The sequence below is a fragment of the Flavobacterium sp. Flavsp81 genome, assembly GCF_059491325.1.
This window is the reverse complement of record NZ_CP168505.1, coordinates 1,459,341-1,481,362: the sequence shown is the minus strand read 5'-3', so window position 1 is coordinate 1,481,362 and position 22,022 is coordinate 1,459,341. Positions and strand designations below refer to the sequence as shown.

Below are 22,022 nucleotides of genomic sequence, written 5' to 3'. Positions count from 1 at the left end.
AATTTTCTTTACTCATAGAAAAAGGGTACAAAATACTATTTAAGGGGTGGTATTTAACTACTGAGAGCAGGTATTTTAGGTTAGGAGAAGAATTTTGATATTTTTGTGCTTTAGCAAATAAAAATATAAATGTTGAAACAAAACGTAATTGCAGTTTTCTTTTGTTTGATTTGTGCCCTGTGCATGTCTCAGCCGTCCGGTATTCTGACTCATTTTGCCCATGATGGAAAATTAAGCCAGTCACGTGTTCTTGGTATTCAGCAAGATCAGAAAGGATTTATCTGGCTGGGAACTTTCAATGGACTGATTCGTTATGATGGAAACATTTTTCAAAATTTCAGGGTAGAACAAAGTGCCTCATTTAACTTAATGTCGAATCGGGTGTCCAAATTTAAGTTTGATAAAAACGGGAGAATTTGGATTCAGTCTGAAAAAAATGACATTTATTATTTCGATACCCATCAGTTAAAATTTCATTATCCTATCGAAAGAAAGTCCGTAAAATCTCCCAATATTGCTTTTCAAAAATTTAAGATAATGTCATCGGGGAGAGTATGGCTGTTTCCTGAAAATAAAAACTGCCTGATCGCTTTCGAAACTGATAAGCAAATCAGACAGATTGATTTTGATCCTGCAAAACATTGCGGCAGCATCAACGATGTTTTTGAAGATGATTTGGGAACAATCTGGTTTATGGCAGACGCCGGCATTTGCCGATTAAATAAATCGGGTACCAAACCTCAATACTTCTTTTTGAATATGACCGAACAGTCCGGAAAGTCTTATTCGTTTACTTCTTTTATGGAAACGAAAGAGGACATATGGTTTGGGGGAGCCAAAGGCAAATTGACACGTTACACTAAAAATTCAAGTACGTTTTTTGACTTTGAGCTGGGCATAAAGGAAGATATTGTTCAAATAAAGCTTATGAAGCATAGTAAAGTGCTGATAATAACGAAAGGACAAGGCTTTTATTTTTATGACATAAAAACAGGTAAACTGGATCTTTATAACAGCAAAACATTATCGGGTCTTTCGGGTGAAAAGACTAATTATTTAGGATTGACACGTTCGCGGCAGCTTTGGTTTGAAACTTCGGCAGGTGTTTATCAATTTGATATAGCCACCAAAAAGCTAAAGCAGATGAAAGTGGATTCAAGTGATCCTGCTACCATGGGTGCAGAACGAAAAAGTTTTCTGCTTGTTTCGCCTGACGGAACAGTCTGGATCCAATCAAGGAGAGAGGCGTTTGCTTACTGGGATGAAAAGCAGAATAAGTTAATTTCTATCATGCAATGCATTAAGGAATCGAAAGAAACGATGTCTGATGTGATGCATACAGCTATGTTTGACAAATTAGGAAACCTGTGGTTTTGTTCGTACAAGCAGGGACTGGACCTGATCACTTTTAGCAACAGTAATTTTTCAACATTAAACTTAGATTCAGGTAATCGTCAAAAGCATAACGTTCGGAGCCTGATGACAGACAATAAAGGTAATCTTTGGGTTGCCGGCCGTTCTGAAAAAATTACACTTTTTAATGCTCAAAAAAAGAGGATAGGAATGTTAGGTGCTGATGGAACACTATCTGCAAACAGTCCAGGCTGGGGAGCGGATATTTACAGCATGATGCAGGATACCCGGGGCAGGATATGGATTGGGACAAGGGGTAATGGATTATTTTGCCTGGTGCCCGGCGAACAGCCTTTTAGATATAAGGTAAGCCATTATAAATATAATGAGAAGGATCCTTATAGTATTAATTCGGATAATATTTATAAAATTTTTCAGTCATCAGGCGGCCAGGTTTATTTAGCTACCTGGGGAGGAGGAATTAATCTTGTCCGGGAGTCAAACAATAAGTTTCGTTTTATCAGCTATAAGAACGAACTAAAGAACTATCCAATAAAAAAGGCTGATAAAGTTCGTTCGATTGTGGAAAATAAAGAGCACGAACTGTTTTTTATTTCGTCTTATAAATTGTTTTCTTTTTCCGGAGAAAACCAATCGGCAGGTAAATTGCAATTCAAAGAATATTCTCAGGTTTCAGGTAATGATATTTTGGATATTCTGGTCACTTCTGATAACCGGCTGGCATTGGCAACCAATGGTAAGGGGTTAGTCCTGGCTGATTTAGATAAGCAGGGACAGTTAAAAGTTACGGCTGTCCGAAACGAGACTATCGCTTTTCCTATCGAAGGAGTTGTGGCTTTGCAGGAAGATAAAGCAGGCAAAATCTGGCTTATGGGTGATGATCAGGTTGTTCGGTTCGACCCAAAAAAAAATAGTGCAGAAACATTTCCTGAACTTAAATCCATTATTGGAACCGAAATATTTTCAGAGGCGACAAAGTGCAGGCTTCACAATGGTGAAATTGTGGTGGGATATTCCGATGGGGTTATTTATTTCAAACCTGAAGTTATTAAACCCTTTCAATTTAAACCGTATTTGGCGATATCGGGATTTTCAGTCAATGATAAACAATTACACGAAATAAATCCTGAAACTCCCGGAAATCCGGATTTACTTAAGGAAGTTACGCTGGAACATGACCAGAATTTTTTCAGAGTGCAATTTTCAGCCTTAGATTACATTAAAAACGAAAATATTGTATATCGTTATAAGCTGGAAGGAATTGATAGTCAATGGAATTATCTTAAAGGCGGACAGTCCATTAATTATACGAATCTGGACCGTGGAAAATATACTCTTGTTGTCTCCTCTACAAATGGTCATAATTTGTGGGCGGATAATGAAAGGCGGATTAAAGTCACGATTCGCCCTTCAATTTGGGGAACTAACTTCGCTTATTTCTGTTATCTGTTATTGGCTGTCGGGTTGTTTTTAGTGGTTCGGCGTGCGATTTCAACGATTTTGAAACTGCGTAATGACGTGAAACTGCAGAAGCAAATGGGAGAATTAAAGTTGAAATTCTTTACCGATATTTCACATGAAATCCGGACTCCTCTTACCCTGATTACTGCTCCGCTGGAAATAATGCTTTCTGATAATGATATAAAACATTCGGTAAAAGATCAGCTTCGGGTTATTGAGAAACATAGTAATAAGCTGCTGAATCTGGTCAATCAGATTTTGGATCTGAGGAGAATCCAGGACAGGAAGCTGGTGGTGAGTGAAATAGATTTAGGTGATTTTGCGACTAAAATATGTGAAAATTTTAGTGAAATGAGCCTGCAGCGTAATATAGAATTGAAGGTAAGTATAAGTGCTTCAAAACCAATTGTATGGGCTGATCCGGATAGTCTGGATAAAATTTTGGTAAACCTGCTTTCAAATGCTTTTAAATATTGCCATAAAGGAGATACTGTTCAGGTGGAAGTAGAGGAATCTGAAAAACAGATTGTTTTAAAGGTTAGTGATAACGGGCCGGGTATTAGCCCGATACTTCAAAAACGATTGTTTATACGTTTCTCAAACTACAACGAAAATCCATATAACCCCAGTACGGGAATTGGTCTTTCTATTGTGAAAGATCTGGCGGATAAACATGGTGCTGCTATTTTGGTTGAGAGTGTGCCGGGTAAAGGTAGCAGCTTTCAAATTTGTTTTTTAAAAGGATATAAGCATTTCACTGAAGATGTGGATATTTTGTTTGAAGAGTCTGATACGGATTTGGTGAATGATATAAGATTTGAAAGTGAGCCGGATCTAACACCATTTGAAGAAGTGGAAAAAGAATTGCCCGTAGGGCTGATTGTAGAAGATGATCCGGAATTGAGAGGATTTATCGTTTCAGTTTTAGAAAAAGAATATACTATTTATGTAGCGGAAAATGGTGTTGAAGGACATTTAAAAGCCGCAGAATTATCTCCTGATTTTATTATCAGCGATATCATGATGCCTCATATGGATGGTATAGAAATGCTTAAATTAATTCGGAATAATTTTGCAACCAGTCACATTCCGGTGATTTTGCTTAGCGCCAAAACAGCGATTGAAAGTAAATTGGAAGGGATGGAATATGGTGCTGATGATTATATAACCAAGCCGTTTAACGTGAGTTTTTTAAGGGCAAGGGTTAAGAATGTTTTGGAACAGCGCGAACGCCTTCAGCTGTTGTATTCTTCAGGTAATATTACTGAAATACCTGAAGAAGAACCATTACAAATCTCCAATAAGGATCATAAATTCATGTTTCAGGTGATTAAACTGGTAAAGGAAAATAGGTCTAAATCAGATTTTTCAGTGGATGAATTAGGGAAATTAATGTGCATGTCGCGAGCCAGTTTCTTTAACAAACTTAAAAGTATTACGGGAGTTTCACCCGTCGTATTCATTCGGGATATGCGACTGAATGAGGCCGCAGAACTTATCAAAAAAGAAGATCTGCTGATAAAAGAAATTTGCTTTGAAGTCGGTTTTAATGACCTGAAATATTTTGGAAAATGTTTTAGGGCGAAATTTAATTGTACTCCGGCTGAATATCGCCGGCAGTTTCGTTCATAAAATCTTCTGAATGGAACTTTAGTGTCATCCTGAGCGGAGTCGAAGGCGCACCAATCAGAACGGACTTCGACTACATTTAGACTGGCAATAAGACCTAAGAAAATCAACTGAAAAATAAATTTTACATACCTACCTCATTCTGAGTGTAACTAGAAATTCTGTGAATTGCCTCCTTGCTTTAGCTGGAGGGAAAATATATTTAAAGGTAAATTGGCTTTAGCCGAAAACACACAGCTGTTTCATTTGGCTAAAGCCTTACTGCATTTCATTATAATCCTCCAGCTAAAGCAGGAGGCTACCCAAATTTTCTTACTGTAGAATTCAGGTTATCTTTAGCGAAGTCGAAGACCCACCAATTGGAATGGTCTTCGATTTTGCTCAGTTTGATAATAGAAGCTAAGAAAATCTGTGAATTGCCTCCTGCTTCAGCTGGAGGTAAATAAATTTCAAGGGTAATTGGCTTTAGCCGAAAAAAACACAGCAAGTTACATTTGGCTAAGCCTTTATTGTATTCAAATTATAATCCTCCAGCTAAAGCAGGAGGCAACTCAATCTTCTTCTTAGAATTCAGGGTTGTAATATCATTTTACATACTAAAAATCGTTTTATTTCAAAAGTTAAGGATTGTATTGATTTTCAATATCCACTCTAATGCTTCAAAAACTTGTTTGAGGTATATATGAATCTGCTTTTATTTATACTTATTTTTTTACACTATGTAAAAAATATCCTAATTATTTGTCAATTCACCAATTTAAACAGCTGAATTAGCGATTTCACCCTCCTTGAAAAGCAATATTTCCACCAAATTACGATTCACTATCTCTAGTTTTGCTCCATAACCAAAAGCATTTAACTATTTCTTAACTAACTATTAACAAACCAACCTTATGAAACAAACCAAAACTTTCATCCTATTATTAACTGATATATCTGTTGTCTCTTATAGGCAAATATTGACTAGACAGTAACAGTTTTCAATTTAAATAATATGATATGAAAAACATAAAAAAACTAATACTTGGAGTAGGTGTCCTTCTTTTTATGATGAGTTCCTGCTCCGGCGATGAGATGAAATATGAAGCTTCTGTTGTGAGAGATTATGAGCTTCAGCTGAACGGCACCCCTTGGAATATAAATGTTGGGATTTCAACAAGACCTATTTTTATTTATAAGGATAACGGTGATTATTTTGGTAACTACAGTTCGCTTTATCGTTTTGCTCTCGAAAAAGGAAATTACAAGTTTATAGCATCTGATATCCCGGCAGAAATGGTCCCTTTACCGGTTAATCTAAATGATTTTGTCGTTCCTCAGTCAATCAATGCTGATCAGAGGGTGGATCTGTCTGCTGCTATGCCATACCAGTCTCCATTTGAGGAAAAACTTACTATGAACATTCTTACGAGAACAGGTACATTGCGTTTAAAGTCAAAAGACATTGTAGCAGATCCGAGTTATTCTGTGATAAAAACAACAGTTTATGTAAAACGTACCGGATACAAAGTCTCTGACGAAAGCTTTTTGAAAGGGGATATGTCGGTTTCCAGGTCTAAGAAAACGACCACAGGCGGAATTAATTACTTAGATGATTTTATTGTATTTCAAACTGATGATGCGGCGAATAATGTTACTGTTCGTATAGAGTTTATGACTGCGGATTTAGCTGTGGTAAAAACAAAAGAATTTGAAGGCTCTTTTCCAATCTTAGGAAACGGGGTTACTAATATCGATTTTAATCTGAATGATGCGGATACACCCATTATTAAAGACTATGTAGTAACCATTAATGGAGTTATACAGACCAAATAAAAATCCAATGATGAACAGATTTAAAAAATAAATCTAAATCTAATAAAATATAGCAGTTATGATAAAAAAACATATCATGAGCACCTTAATCGTCCTGTTCCTGACAATTAGCGGTTATGCTCAGGAGCAAGTGACCGTGTCGGGAATGGTAAGAGATAAAATGGGCTCGATTCCAGGTGCAACGGTTAGTGTGAAAAATGAAAAATCAAATACTTCCACTGATTTTGACGGAAAATTTTCCATCAAAGTAAACAACCCTAAAACAGCTGTTTTGCTGGTTAGGTTTATTGGTCTGGAAGATATAGCGGTGCCTTTAAACGGGCGTACTTCCGGAATTAACATCGAGATGAGGGAATCGACAAGTGAATTGAATGAAGTAGTGGTAATTGGTTATGGTACACAAAAACGCGGCAATCTGACCGGTGCAGTTTCCAGTATAAAAGGAACGGTATTAGAAAAAGTTCCAACCAGTTCTGTAGCAGAAGCATTGGTTGGTAAATTGCCGGGTGTTCAGATTACTTCGGCTGATGGTTCTCCGGGTTCTGAAATAATGATACGAATTCGTGGAGGAGGTTCTATTACCCAGGATAATTCCCCTTTAATTTTGGTTGACGGTTTTGAAGTTGCAACTCTAAATGATATTCCGCCAACGGATATCGAATCGGTAGAAGTATTAAAAGATGCCGCATCTACTGCTATATATGGTGCCCGTGGTGCTAACGGAGTTATTTTGGTAACCACAAAAAATCCTAAAATAGGAAAGGTTTCTGTGAATATAAACAGTTATATGCAAATCAAAACATTAGCGAATCGTCTGGATGTAATGGATCCGTATGAATATGTTACGATGCAATATGAGTATGAAAAAGGAAAAACCTCAAACCCAACCGCTTTTTACAATCGTTATGGGCAGGCCAATGAAATGTATATTTATAAAGGTGATAAGGGAGTAGACTGGCAGGACGAAATTTTTGGCAGTAATCCAATTGCCAAATACCTTGACTTTAGTATGAATGGCGGTAATGAAAAAACTAAATTTAAGTTTGCGGTAACCAATCAGGATCAGCCCGGGGTATTAATAGGAACCGGTTTAAAGCAGACCAACATGAACCTGACTCTTAATACTAAATTGTCTGATAAATTTACTTTTGAATTCCAATCCCGTTTTATAAATCAAACAATTGAGGGATCAGGTACCGAGGGAGTTAGTTTGCTTAGCGCAATACGTCAGGCACCCACACTTGGTTTGCAGGATTATATGACATTGCCTGAAGATGATACTTATTTTGATCCGGAAGATTATGAGCCTGTTAAACGTTTCAATCCGATTCAGGAAGCTGAAAGGAATTATCGCAATCGTACTAAACGTACATTCAATACAGTTGGAGCATTAACCTGGAATATAATGAAAGGACTGAGTCTTCGCAGTTCGTTCGGTTTTGAATACCAATATGAAGAAGACGGACGTTTTTGGGGTGTAGGTACCAAAACAGCAAATGAGAATAATAGTCTGCCGGTAGCGGGTTGGCAAATGACCCAAAGCCCTCGTACACAATTAAATAATGTCTTAAATTATAATTTTAAAATCAATACACTTCACGATTTTCAGGTTATGGTGGGGCAGGAAATGAAAGATCAGCGTAGTGCCAGTAAGACTTATACCACTCGTTATTTTCCGGAAACAATTACAGGAGAAAAAGCATTGGATAATCTTGCTCTGGGAACTCCTTACCAAAACGCATCGAAAGAAGGCTCGCCAAATAAAATTTCATCGTTCTTCGGCCGTGTAAATTATGGCTATGATGACAGGTATCTTGCAACATTTACTATTCGTGCGGATGGTTCGACAAAGTTTGGTCCGGATAATCGCTGGGGATTGTTTCCGGCTGCAGCATTTGCCTGGAGAATGTCAAATGAAAAATTCTTAAAAGAGAGTGAAACCATTTCAAATTTAAAATTACGTTTAAGTTACGGAGTTTCGGGTAATGACCGAATTGATGGCGATTTGTATGCAAAATATTATGGCGTTTCACAAGAGAAATCAGTAGGTTGGGGAGAGAGCAGTCATTACTACTATAATTTTTATAATCCTAATGGTAAAACTGCGTATTTGAATAATCCTAATGTGAAATGGGAAACAACTTATACTGCAAATTTTGGTATTGATTTTGGTTTTTTTAAAGAAAGACTTACCGGTAATATCGAAATTTACCAAAACACTGTAAAAGATTTGTTAGTGCCTTCTGATATTCCCGGATCATCCGGTTTTAGTAAAATCATGACCAACGTGGGACAGACATCTAATAAAGGAATTGAATTTGCTATTAATGCTAATGTGGTTCAGCAAAAAGATTTTCACCTGGATTTAAATTTCAATATCGGATTCAATAAGAATAAAATTGATGCACTTTCAACCGGAGAGAATGAATGGATTCTTAGTTCAGGATGGGCAGGAACACAATTGTTAAATGATGATGATTATCGTGCTTATGTTGGAGGTACAAAAGGATTGATTTACGGTTTTGTAAATGATGGTTTTTATACCATGGATGATTTTGACTCATTTGATCCATTAACAAAAACATGGAAACTGAAAGAAGGTGTAGCCAACTCCAAAAACCTGTCAGGTGATCCGCGTCCGGGAAATGCTAAATTTAAAAAGCTTACACCTGTTGATGCATCAGATGCAAATACATATGTAATTGGTGCGAACGACAGAAAAGTTATTGGTGATACTAACCCAAAATATTCAGGAGGTTTTGGACTGAATGCAGTATGGAAAAGTTTTGATTTCTCTACTTTTTTCAATTTTGTATATGGGTTTGATGTTTTTAACGCAAACAAAGTCATGATGACTTCCTGGTATCAAAATACCCAAAATAATTTAGGAATGGAAGTATCGCTGGATAACCGTTGGAGAAATTTTGATGATATGGGGAATGATCTTCGTTACTCACCGGCACTTTTGGCCGACTTTAATAAAGATGCCACTATGTGGAATCCAACTTCAATCGGTCGTCCTATTGCTTCGTCTTATGCAGTTGAAAAAGGTTCTTTTTTACGATTGAATACACTTTCTGTAGGATATACAATTCCTTTGGATGTGACCAGAAAATTAATATTTAACAGAGTTCGTCTGTATGCAACCGGTTCTAATTTATTTGTCTGGACTAATTATTCAGGCTATGACCCGGAAGTTAATCTATCAACAGGATTAACACCTAACGTTGATTATAATGCTTATCCAAGAACAAGAAACTACACTTTTGGAGCTCAGTTATCATTTTAATTAAATTAAATTTTAAAATTATGAATAAAAAGATATTATTAAGTATGCTATTTAGTTTCGGACTGTGTTTTACAGCTTGCGATGATTATTTAGACGTACATCCGGCAACCGGTTTTACCGAGGCTGAAGTTTTTAGTTCTGAAAGTGAAATACAATCAGCTGTTGCGGGAGTATATACCCTTATGCTTACTGACGATGCATACTCTAATCGCCTTGCCTTTGTTTTTAATCCGAATACCGATGTAGAGATGTCGGGAATTTCAACTAATACGGTAAATGTTAACGGTTCTGATATTGCCTGTTTTGAACCTAAACCTTATTGGACAACTTTGAATTCTACCTGGAATGCCATGTATAAGATTATTAATTTGTCTAATGATGTTATTCAGGGAATTGAAAATTCGGCTATTTACAAGGCAGATACCAAAGACAAGCCATCAGCGATAACGCAGCTTTATGGAGAAGTTAAGACACTTCGTGCAATGGTATATTTAGATATGATCCGAATTTGGGGAGATGTTGTGTTTCGTACCACATCGTCATCAGGCGATGAGGATTTTAAGGTAGGAGTTACTGACAGAAATACAATTCTTGAATTTCTAATAGATGATTTAAAGTCGGTTGAGCCGCTAATGCAATATGCAAGTGCACTGGATTATGGTCCTGAACGCGCATCAAGAAGTTTTAACCAGGGTCTGATTGGTTTGCTTGCGCTTACCCGCGGAGGATGGACTTTACGTCCTGATAGTGATGCTGCCAGTATTGGACACATGGTTCGTGGAGAAAATCATGAATTGTATTATGATATTGCCATCCAATATTTAGGTAAAGTAATTAATGAGGGTCAACATGACCTGAAAATGAGTTACCGTGATTTTTGGGTTAAACAAAACAATTGGGTAACACCGGTTAATGATGATGTTATGTTTTCATTACCATTGTTGAAAAATACATCCGGTGAATATGGCTATGCTATTGGTATTCCGATTCTGGAAGGAAGCCATCCTTACGGAAGTGCTTCAGGAAGCCTTAGTTTATCAGGAACCTATTTATACTCATTTGACAACAAAGATTTGAGACGTGATGTTACCTGCGCACCTTATTCGTATGATGCAAACCTGAATCAGGTAATTCGTCTGGATTTAGCTAAGCTGGCTGTTGCAAAATGGTCGAAGCTTTACTCAACTTCTCCACTAGGAGGTACAAGTACTAAAGCAACTGGTATCAATTACTCATGGATGCGATTTGCTGATGTGTTGTTGATGTATGCAGAAGCTGTAAACGAACGATTTGGTCCGCGTCAGGATGCTCAGGAATGTTTAAAACGAGTACGCCGCAGAGCATTCAGTCAGGCAGACTGGTCAGCAAAAGTAGATAGTTATGTAGCTTCCAAATCAAATCCTGATTTATTTTTCCAGGCAATTATGGATGAACGTGCATGGGAATTTGGCGGTGAAAGTAAGCGTAAGTTTGACTTAGCCCGATGGAATAAATACAGTGAAGTAATTTATAATCAATATAACAAATTTGTAAACTGGGGGAAAGTAGCTAATGGAGCTTATGTTCCCGGTATAGATCAGGTTCCCGGAAGTGTTTACTGGAAAAATATTCCGGATCCTAATAATGCAAGCAGAACAATTTTAGATATCAAAGGAATTGATGAAATTCTGCAGGCGAAACCGGCAGGTTATACAGAACAGGTATTTGCAACAAGTTGGTATGCGTTAAATAATGAGACTGCATCTTATGAACCAAGAAACGATATTAAATGGAGTTTTAGAGGTTTTATAAATTTCAACAATGCTACCAGTAAATCTCCTAATGACCCATTACGTTATTTATGCCCTTATCCGTCTAAAGTGATTTCGGACCACCGTGGAGCTATTCAGAATTATTATGGTTTTAACTATTAATTGAATTAAGTATGAAATGAGCATATCTAAAATTGGCCGCAATACCAATTATGAAATGCAAATTACATATGACCAATAAAAAACAATAAATATCCACATATGAAAAATTCAAAAAGAGCAATTTATATTTTATCATTTTTCAGCATGATTTTGTTTGGAGGAATGTTAAACTCTTGCCAGGAAGACAATTTGACTTATACTAAGGTCGGAGATTTGTTTCAGCCCAAGTTTGTACTTACCGCCCCTGTGGTTAAAAATAATTCTATTGCTGTAGTATGGTACAAAGTAAATGATGCTGTTTCCTATACTGTAGAATTGCATTTGGACAATTATTACTCCAGTCTGTTCAAATCGTATACTATTACAGATACACAAATTTTGATGGATGATATTCCGTATAAAACACAGTTCTATATTCGGGTTCGTGCTAATAGCGACAACGCTAAATTTAATTCACAATGGACAAATACAAATGCACTGACAGCAGACCGTCCGGCATATGCCCAAATATTGAAACCTGTTGAGAAGGTAAATATTACTGAAACTGATGTGATCGCAAGTTGGATAATTGATTCGGCTAATCCAGTGGACAGTATTTCTGTCGTACCGGCACAGTCTAAGGAAATTCCGGCTATAGGACGCAAGTTAACGGAAGCAGAAAAAAGCAGTGGACAAGCTAAAGTTGAAGGTTTGGAAAAAAATACAGTTTATAATGTAAATGTTTATGACAATAATAAGCCACGTATTTATGACAGGCCTTACAATCAGGTAAATTTTCGCTCTGCAGGACCATCGGCTTCAACAATTTTGGTGGCAAAAGGAACGGATTTAGGGGCACTTTTGAAAGCCAACAATGCAGACCCGACAATTCCGGAAGGAACAGAATATTTTCTGGAAGCAGGTTCGTTATTTAAGATTACTCCTTTTACTATTTCAAAAGGATTTAAACTTACCGGCGGAACTCAGGGAGAAAGACCTCAAATAGAAATGAACGGAAACTGGAATATTACTGAAGGATCCTTTTTGAGTTCATTAGCGTTTGAAAACATTCGTTTTTATCAAACAATTGATGCCAGTTATTTCTTTAATAGTGGTACCTCCTGGACAATAGGAGAAGTTACTTTCTATAACTGTGTATTTAATAATTTTAAACGCGGTTTCTGGAGACATCAGGGAAACGGGAAATATAAAGAAGTAGGCAACTTTGAGATGACATATTGTACTTTGGATGAAGTTGGCGGTCATTCCGGAACCTATGGTACTTTTGTTATGGGTTCTGCCGGAGCAGACAATTTTAAAAGAGCAGTTTTCAACAATTGTACTTTTATGAGAGATTATTATGGGACAACCAACAATACGTACAACTTTAAAAACTTGTTTGATTATGGTACGTCTACGTATCCGATTTATTTAGAATACAGCAATGTAACGATTTATGATTATGCTTATAATCGTTCCTTAATTAATATCCCGGCAGCCGTAGGGTCTACGTTGGTTTTCAAGAATGTATTATTAGCTTCTGCTTGTGGTAAAGTAATTCAGGCAATTGCTGCAGGTTGTACAACTTCATTCAGTAATAATTATACCACTACAAATTATCTGCTGGGACCTACGAGTATTCAGGGTACCGCATTAGGAATAAGTGCACAAGACTTATTCGTGAATCCAAAAGCAGGAGATCTAACAATCAAAGATGCAAACTCTCCGATTGTTACAAACAAAGTAGGCGATCTTAGATGGCTTCCTTAAACCCTGCCGGTTAATTTTTTAGTTTAAAAGAAGTATCCACACGGATACTTCTTTTTCCTACCATGTTTCAAAATCAGATTAACTGTAAAAAAGTAAGTTTTGAATTGCCTCCTGCTTTAGCTGGAGGATTTATTTGAAGAAAGTAAGAGGCTTTAGCCAAAAAAGGCAACAGTTTATTTGGCTAAAGCCAGCTTATACTTTTCCTTAATTTACCCCCAGCTAAAGCAGGAGGCAATTCAAAAAAATATAATTCTGGTATCAGTTTATCTAAATCTAAGGCACATATCTGACGCAAGTTTTTAAAAAACTTGATTAAATACTATTTAAAATGAAATTAAAACAATTATTGCTGTCCATAAGTTTGGCAGTTTATGGATTAGGAGCAAGCGCTCAGGGATGGAATGGTGACTTAGGAAACGGAAAGTACAAGAATCCCATTTTACATGTGGATTATTCAGATCCGGATGTATGTGCCGGAAAAGAAGGTTATTATATGACTGCCTCCAGTTTTAACAGTTCTCCGGGACTTCCAATTCTTTATTCAAAAGATTTGGTGAATTGGGAGTTGATTGGATATGCATTGCAAAATCAATTTCCTGTTGAGCATTTTCGTACCGTACGCCATGGCGATGGTGTCTGGGCTCCATCAATTCGGTATCATAATGGTGAATATTATATTTATTGGGGTGATCCTGATTTTGGAATCTACATGGTCAAAACTAAAGACCCCGCAGGTACATGGGAAGAGCCGGTATTGATTAAAGAAGCAAAAGGAATTATTGATACCTGTCCGTTTTGGGATGAGGATGGAAAAGCTTATTTGTCTTATGCCTTTGCAGGCAGCCGGGCCAATGTAAAGACCGTTTTAATGTTATCAGAACTTACGCCCGATGGTACCAAATTGATTGGTAATCCGGCGATGGTTTTTGATGGACATAATGGTCATACCACTGTCGAAGGTTCAAAAATGTACAAGAGAGATGGTTACTATTGGGTTATGGCCCCGGCCGGAGGCGTAAAACCCGGATGGCAATTGGCAATGCGTTCCAAAAATGTTTGGGGGCCTTATGAGTCTAAAATTGTGCTGCATCAGGGTGATACAAAAATGAACGGACCACATCAGGGGGCATATGTCGAAACTCCAAACGGAGACGGATGGTTTATACATTTTCAGGATCGTTGGGCTTATGGGCGCGTTGTCAATCTTCAGCCAGTTACCTGGAAAGACGGCTGGCCAATCATGGGAAAAGACTCAAACAAAGATGGTATTGGTGAACCGGTTATGGAATGGACAAAACCAAATGTGGGGAAAAATTATCCTGCTACACCCTTGGTTTCTTCTGATGAATTCAATGGACATCAATTTGGGTTACAATGGCAGTGGCAGGCCAATCAAAATCCTGGTCAACAATGGGGATGGTCGTCGGCTAATTTGGGATTTATGCGCTTAAACTGTATTCCTCACAGCGAAGAGATAAAATCGATGTGGATGATGCCCAACTTGCTGTTACAAAAATTTCCCGGTGCCAATTTTACAACAACAACAAAACTCAGTTTCGAAAATAATCCAGATGCGGAAGAAAGCAGCACAGGTTTAATTGTATTTGGTGAAGATTACGCATACATCGCTATAGAGCAAGGCAAAGATGGAAAATTAAAATTGGTACAGCGACAGATGAAAGACGCCCGTACTTCTAAAGATATCGAGACAGAAATAACTTCTATGCCGATTGACCAAAAAAATGTGTTTTTCCGTGCCAAAGTTGAAATGCTGCAAAATATTGAGCCTTTTGACGCGAAGGTTACTTTTTATTATAGTACTGATGGCAAAACATTTAAAGCATTTGGAAAACCTTTCAAACCAAGCGCAGGACGTTGGGTAGGAGCAAAAATAGGACTTTTTGCAACAGGCACCAAGTCTATTAGTGACAGCAGTTATGCTGATTATGATTGGTTTAGAGTAGAAGAAGATAAGTAATAAGCAAATAAAAGGTGTCAGGCTGAGTCCGTTCGGCTTCGCTCAGGATAAACTTAGTCGAAGCCCTTTCCGTTTAAAAGCCTTCGACTCCGCTCAGGATGACATTCACTTCTGAAAGTATAAGATACATTACTCAATTTTATGTTTTTGATGTATTTGTTTTATATCAGGATAGATTTTCAAACAATTACAACAGGTAAGTAATAAACAATGATAAACAAAATTAAATATTTCATTCTCTCAATTCTGGTTTGTCATTTGGCTTCATTTGGACAATCAAAATTAAAGGATAATCAAATTTTACCGATTGAATGGGCTAAAAAAATGGCTGATTCTGATCAAAAACGTACACCAAATGCAGTGTTCCTTGACGGAGTAAAATTTCCTAAATGGAACTATACAAACGGATTAGTAACGCTTGCAAATCAGAAGCTCTATGAATATACCAAAGAGCAAAAGTACTGGGACTACGGACTTTCATATGCCAATCAGTTGATTGATATGGAAGGAAAAATATTAGGAGGTTACGGACTGGAAAAGTATAGTCTTGATTTAGTAAACTCCGGAAAAATCCTTTTTGAGATCTACAAGAGAACAGGTGATGAGCACTACAAAAAAGCAATGGATACAATCCACAAACAACTGGAAACACACCCGAGAAATTCAGATGGAGGTTATTGGCACAAGAAAAGTTATCCGTGGCAAATGTGGCTGGATGGTGTTTATATGGCAGATCCGTTTTCTGCACAATACGGAGCAGTTTTTAATGTTCCGAAGTCAATTGATGATGCCATTTTGCAGGCAGAATTGATTCAAAAACACACTTTTGATTCAAAAACCGGCCTGAATTTTCATGGTTATGATGAGAAGAAGGCACAGTTTTGGGCAAATAAGGAAACCGGGCGCTCTTCTCACATATGGGGACGCGCTCAGGGCTGGTATTGTATGGCTTTGGTGGATATTTTAAATTTTGTTCCGGCAGATCATCCAAAACGCAAAGATTTAATAAAAATATTGCAAAAAGTATTCACAGCTGTCCGCAAAGCACAGGAAGCCGATTCAGGAGTTTGGTGGCAGGTAATGGATCAGCCCGGGCGCAAAGGCAATTATCTGGAATCAACCTGCTCAACCATGTTTGTTTATTCGTTTGCAAAAGCATATCGAAAAGGATATGTAGGTTCAAAATTTCTAAAATCTGCCAGAATTGGTTTTAACGGAATTCAAAAACAATTCATAAAAGAAAATCCCGATAGAACTATTTCGATTACAAAATGTTGTGCTGTTGCCGGATTAGGAGGAAAAAATCCTAAAGATCGTGACGGGTCATTCGAATATTATATTTCAGAACCTATCAGGGATGATGACGCTAAGGCTGTTGGTCCGTTTATTATGGCGGGTATCGAATTGCAAAAGATTTTGGATGAAAAACAAAGTAAGAAACTCCGGTAATTAACACACTTCGACTCCGCTCAGTGCAGGCTAAAAACATAGTTACTAAATGCTTAAAGACGTTTCACTTGCATCAATTCATATAGATTGGCTATGCGTGGAAGCTAGCTTCTTTTGCAATCTTAAAGAAGAATAGAAAAAATCTATGTTTCTATATGTTAAAAAACATGAGTTAAGAAATTAAAAAATACAATTGATTATGATAAAAACTAAAACAACTTTCCTGATTTGGATAGTAATATTCTCTATTTTCTGCAACAATAAGATCGTTGCTCAAAATACATCTAAACCAGAAGATAAGGTTTCAATAGACAAAAAACTTCCTTTCGATATGCCGGAAGTCCAGATTCCAAAATTTAAAAAAGATACTTTGAATATTGTTGATTTCGGAGCTGTTCCAAATACGGAACAACTTTGTACGAAAGCGATTAACGATGCCATCACGAAATGCTCTGAGTCGGGTGGAGGCGTTGTTGTTATTCCTTCAGGATTATGGACTACAGGCCCAGTATACCTGAAAAGTAATGTCAATCTGCACACAAAAAACGGCTCTTATATTTTGTTTACAGGCGATTTAAATCAATACAAATTAATCAGTTCCTATTTTGAAGGCAATAAGGTCATTCGATGCGAATCTCCTATTATGGGAGTTGGTTTAGAAAATATAGCCATTACAGGAGAGGGAATTTTTGATGGAAACGGCTCTAAATGGAGACCCGTTAAAATTGGTAAATTGTCTAATGAGCAATGGAAGAACCTGATTAGCTCAGGTGGTATTCTTTCTAAAGATGGTAAGACCTGGTATCCTTCTAAAGGTTCCTTTACAGGTAATGAAGAAAGAAATAAGCTTCCCAAAACGGCTACTGTTGAAAATATGGAACCATACAAACACGCCCTTCGTCCGGTAATGGTAAGCCTTGTTAATTGTAAAAAAATGTTGTTGGATGGGGTTACTTTTCAAAATTCTCCTGCGTGGAATGTAAATCCGTTAATGTGTGAAAATGTAACGCTAAGCAACCTGAATATTCGCAATCCGTGGTATTCACAAAACGGTGACGGACTTGATTTGGAATCCTGCCGAATTGGCACAATAACAAACTGTCGTTTTGATGTTGGTGATGATGCTATCTGTATAAAATCGGGTAAGGATCAGGAAGGACGTGAACGCGGAAAACCAACCGAATTATTTGTAATCAAAGACTGTGTGGTTTATCACGGTCATGGTGGATTTGTAATAGGAAGCGAAATGTCGGGTGGAGTTCGTAATCTGTTTGTTAAGAACCTTACGTTTATTGGTACGGATTGCGGATTACGGTTCAAATCAACCAGAGGTCGCGGCGGTTTAGTTGAAAATATCTGGATGGAAGATATCAGGATGAGTGACATTCCTACAGAGGCAATTCGTTTTGAGATGTACTATTTTAATAAGACTGGGGTCGAAGATCCTTATACAGGTGAAATGATTGTAGAAAAGGCTCCTGTATCTGAAACAACTCCTGTTTTCAAAAACATGTATTTTAAAAATATTTATGTTGATGGAGCTAAACAAGCCATGAAAATTATGGGACTTCCTGAAATGCCTGTTGAAAACATTCAATTTAAAAACATGATTGTTCGATCGGATATTGGGGTTCGAATAAATTATGCGAGTAAAATTAATTTTGAAAATATTGATTTAAAACTTGATAAACCAGGCATAGCGGTAAGTCTTTCGAATAGCCAGAATATAAATGTCGGAAGTTTTAAAGCTGCCGGAGAAAATCAATTGTTTTGGATTGGAGGTACTTCCACAAAAAAAATAGCATTGAAAAAGGATGGTAAGAAAATGAATTTTGATACAGATGTAAAAGTGCTGGAATCGATTAAAGATCAGGTGAAAATAATTGAATGATTAGTTCTTAGTAACTAGTCCTTAGTGATTAGTTCTAAAACGTAGGATTATCATAAATATACTGATTTTTAACTTTTGGGCGGGATTACTCGAACTGACAAAAAAATTTATCATTAAAAACTAATTAAATCAGAGAAAAAATTAAATATGGATGAGCCTCTTTCTGAAATCTTACTTTATTAAAATTTTAGAGCAGGAAAAAATAAGTTACTAACTAAAACCAAACCACAAATGAAAAAACAATACTGTATGTTCTTGTTACTGACACTCTTTTCAGTAATGGGATTTTCGCAAACCACTCTCAAAATTGAAGCCGAAAGTTATAATTTAAATTCAGGTGCAAAGTCAGAAAATAACGCTGCACTATCGGGAGGAAAAAATGTTGGGTATATTAAAAATAATACCTGGATTAGTTTCACCGGACATGTATTTAGTCAATATGATACTAGTTTTAATGTAGCAGCCGCCGGAGCAACCGGAGGAACTATTGAGTTTAGACTGGATTCGACAACAGGGACATTAATAGGAACAGCAACAGTAAGCGGATCCACCGGATTTAGCGATTACAAAATGTTTTCGGCTGCAATTACACCTACAACCGGGACACATGATTTATACCTTATTTTTAAGCATCCAACAAATACGGGGTACTTATTCAATATAGATTATTTAGAAAAAGTCACTACTATTCCGGATGCAGTTACTTATACTTTGGTGACTACTGTTAGTCCCGCTTCATCAGGAACAGTTTCTTCGAATCCCGCCGGCAGTGCATTTAATCAGGGAACCGCAATTACATTAACCGCAAATAAAAACTTCGGATATAATTTTGTTAGATGGACAGATGGTAATGGAACAGTTGTTTCAACGGCAAATCCATATACTTTTACTATAACTTCAAATACTACCCTTACTGCAGAATATACAGCAGTTAATACATATACTTTAAACGTAAATGTTGCAGGTGCATTCGGCTTGGGAGAATACACAGTTTCTCCTGCCGGTAAAGATGGAGCATTCTCTGTTTATGAAGCAGGAACAAATGTTACAATTACCGCTGTTGAAAATAATATTATTAAGTTCAATAATTGGTCTGACGGATCAACAGAATTGAGCACTTCTGTAACAATGAATGAAAACAAAACTATCACGGGTACTTATGATAATGCAACATTTATAGCGGGATGGACATTTAAGAACGATCAATATGCTAATCCAAGGGTTGCCGAATTATTTTCTAATGTGGAAAACAAACCCCAGTTATCAGCTTATAATGTTACGGATAATGTTTTTGCTCCGAATGTGAGGCTTTTAAACAGAGGCGGAATAAATGGTGTAGGAGTATGGAACACAAACAGAGGTGAATTCTTCTATTTTATGACCTCTTTTTCAACTGTTGGATATAAAAATATTGCTATTTCATCGGGACTGATTGGTTATTATTACGGTTGCAATGAATGGACTTTTCAATATTCACTTGATGGTGTAAACTTTCAAAATATCTCGGCTTTAACTACAATAAATACAAGCTCGGTTACTTCCATTGGAGGAATATTGCCTGTGGATGCAGAAGGAAAAGAAAAAGTATATATCAGATGGTTTCCGAATGTGAGCGGACCAAAACACGGAACTGCCACAGATGTAACGGCAACGGTTTTATCAAATGTTATGGTAAAAGCAGAGGAAGTTTTTGTTTCAGATGCAACTGCTCCGGTACTTTTATCTTCACTTCCTGCAGCTGCTTCAACTACAGTTGGTGCAAGCGGAAATATTATCCTTAATTATGATGAAAAAGTTCAGTTAGGTACCGGACAGGCAACACTTAACGGGAAAACTTTAAATCCGGAGTTTATAAATAAAACGGTGAAATTCAGTTATTTCGGTTTAAACTATAATACACAATATATATTCAGTATGCCAGTCGGACTTGTTACAGATCTTTCGGGTAATCATGCCCAGGCAGTGAATTTGACATTTAAAACAATGGAAAAACCGGTTCCTGCAAAACGTGTATTTAATTTGATTGTAGATGTAAATGCAACAGCAGAACAAGTGGCTTCCGGAAAATATGTAAAAACCATAGCCGAAGCATTTAATGCGGCACCTTCCAATTCATCAGCCCGATTTCTGGTACTGATTACTAACGGAACTTATAATCTTGGAGGAGATGGTACAAATCCACAGGGAATTTTGCTTCAGCTTCCTTCAGGAAAAAATAACGTGTCATTGATTGCCCAATCTAAGGATAAAGTAATTCTTCAGGGAAATCCTGGTCAGGGAATTAAAAACCCGGTCCTTTCGATTGAAGCCAATGATTTATACATGGAAAATATAATCATTGAGCATAAAGACGGAGTAGTTAATTCTGGTCAAAAACCAGCACTTAATCCTGCCGGAGACCGAAATGTATATAACGGAATCAAACTAAGAAGCAGACAAGATACTCAGGTTACGGGCGGAAACAGAAGTTTTTACTATAAATCAACCATTGAAGGAGATGTGGATTTTATCTGCGGAGGCGGAACACATTGGTTTGAAGAATGTAAACTGGTTTCTGTCGGAGGCGGCTATATTGTGGCTCCAAATCATACTGTCGACAATAAGTACGGATATATTTTTAATAACAATACCATTACTGCGGCTACCGGTTATTATTTAGGACGCCCTTGGCAAAATGCTCCAAGAGCTGTTTATCTGAATACTACAATGATAAATGAACCTAATACCCAAGGTTGGGCAAGTATGGGAACATTACCGGCACTTTTTGCAGAATACAATAGCGTAAATGCAAATGGAGTAGCAGTTAATACAGCTAACAGAACCAATGTATTCACAGTAAGCGGTATTGCCCAAACGGGAAATTATAATCCGGTTTTAACCAAAGCACAGGCGGATGAATATACGATTGAAAATGTCCTTAGCGGAACAGACAAATGGGATCCGCGTTTGGTGGTAGAACAAATTGAAGCACCGGCTAATCTTTCGAATCCTGGAAACAACACTCTTAAATGGGATGATAATCAATATGCTATTTGCTATGTGGTGAGCAGGGATAATAAGGTGTTGGCTATTACAACAGATGATACCTATATTGATACTACCGCAGCAGGAGGAAATTATGTATATACGGTACAAACGGCCAATGAATACGGTGGTTTGAGTGCTGTCAGTACATTCGCTACTTTGGGTTTGGGAAAGAAAAAAGAACCAAAAGAAGTAAGCGCATATCCAATACCTACAAATAATGCTGTCAGCCTGACATTGCCTGAAGGAATCGGAAGCCTGAATTATGAAGTGTATTCGGTTCAGGGACAGAAAGTTAAACAAGGCGTATTGGCAGCTAATATAACCAGATCAGTAGATTTAAGCATGTTGACTTCAGGTGTGTATATTGTTAGTATGAAAAATGCAGAAGGAGTTGTTTATAAAGTGAAAGTTATTAAAAATTAGTGCAGGAAGGATCGGATAAATTAT

Annotated in this window: 9 protein-coding genes; all 9 read left to right on the top strand. The window is 37.1% G+C overall.

Annotated features, from left to right (window positions below; all coding sequences use genetic code 11):
- Positions 1 to 129: 129 nt before the first annotated feature.
- The 9 genes from ACEN92_RS05915 (at position 130) to ACEN92_RS05875 (ending at position 21,998) form a co-directional block, all read left to right on the top strand.
- Positions 130 to 4,467, top strand: a complete 4,338-nt coding sequence (locus ACEN92_RS05915) for a hybrid sensor histidine kinase/response regulator transcription factor (protein WP_495641446.1) — start codon at positions 130 to 132, stop codon at positions 4,465 to 4,467.
- A 996-nt stretch (positions 4,468 to 5,463) separates the two neighbouring features.
- Entirely contained in the window at positions 5,464 to 6,279 is an 816-nt protein-coding gene (locus ACEN92_RS05910; RefSeq protein ID WP_495641445.1) for a hypothetical protein, read from the top strand.
- A gap of 76 nt (positions 6,280 to 6,355) precedes the next feature.
- On the top strand, positions 6,356 to 9,568 hold the full coding sequence (locus ACEN92_RS05905; protein WP_495641444.1) for a SusC/RagA family TonB-linked outer membrane protein: 3,213 nt from the start codon (positions 6,356 to 6,358) through the stop codon (positions 9,566 to 9,568).
- 20 nt (positions 9,569 to 9,588) lie between these two features.
- On the top strand, positions 9,589 to 11,481 hold the full coding sequence (locus ACEN92_RS05900) for a RagB/SusD family nutrient uptake outer membrane protein (protein ID WP_495641443.1): 1,893 nt from the start codon (positions 9,589 to 9,591) through the stop codon (positions 11,479 to 11,481).
- A 99-nt stretch (positions 11,482 to 11,580) separates the two neighbouring features.
- On the top strand, positions 11,581 to 13,230 hold the full coding sequence (locus ACEN92_RS05895; protein WP_495641442.1) for a DUF5123 domain-containing protein: 1,650 nt from the start codon (positions 11,581 to 11,583) through the stop codon (positions 13,228 to 13,230).
- A gap of 328 nt (positions 13,231 to 13,558) precedes the next feature.
- Positions 13,559 to 15,208: a glycoside hydrolase family 43 protein gene (locus ACEN92_RS05890; protein WP_495641441.1), complete on the top strand. Its 1,650-nt coding sequence runs from the start codon at positions 13,559 to 13,561 to the stop codon at positions 15,206 to 15,208.
- Positions 15,209 to 15,418: 210 nt separating this feature from the next.
- Complete coding sequence (locus tag ACEN92_RS05885) at positions 15,419 to 16,657, top strand: glycoside hydrolase family 88/105 protein (RefSeq protein ID WP_495641440.1); 1,239 nt, start codon at positions 15,419 to 15,421, stop codon at positions 16,655 to 16,657.
- 199 nt (positions 16,658 to 16,856) lie between these two features.
- Positions 16,857 to 18,548, top strand: coding sequence for a glycoside hydrolase family 28 protein (locus tag ACEN92_RS05880; RefSeq protein WP_495641439.1), 1,692 nt, complete (start codon positions 16,857 to 16,859; stop codon positions 18,546 to 18,548).
- 231 nt (positions 18,549 to 18,779) lie between these two features.
- Entirely contained in the window at positions 18,780 to 21,998 is a 3,219-nt protein-coding gene (locus ACEN92_RS05875; RefSeq protein WP_495641438.1) for a pectinesterase family protein, read from the top strand.
- Positions 21,999 to 22,022 lie beyond the last annotated feature (24 nt).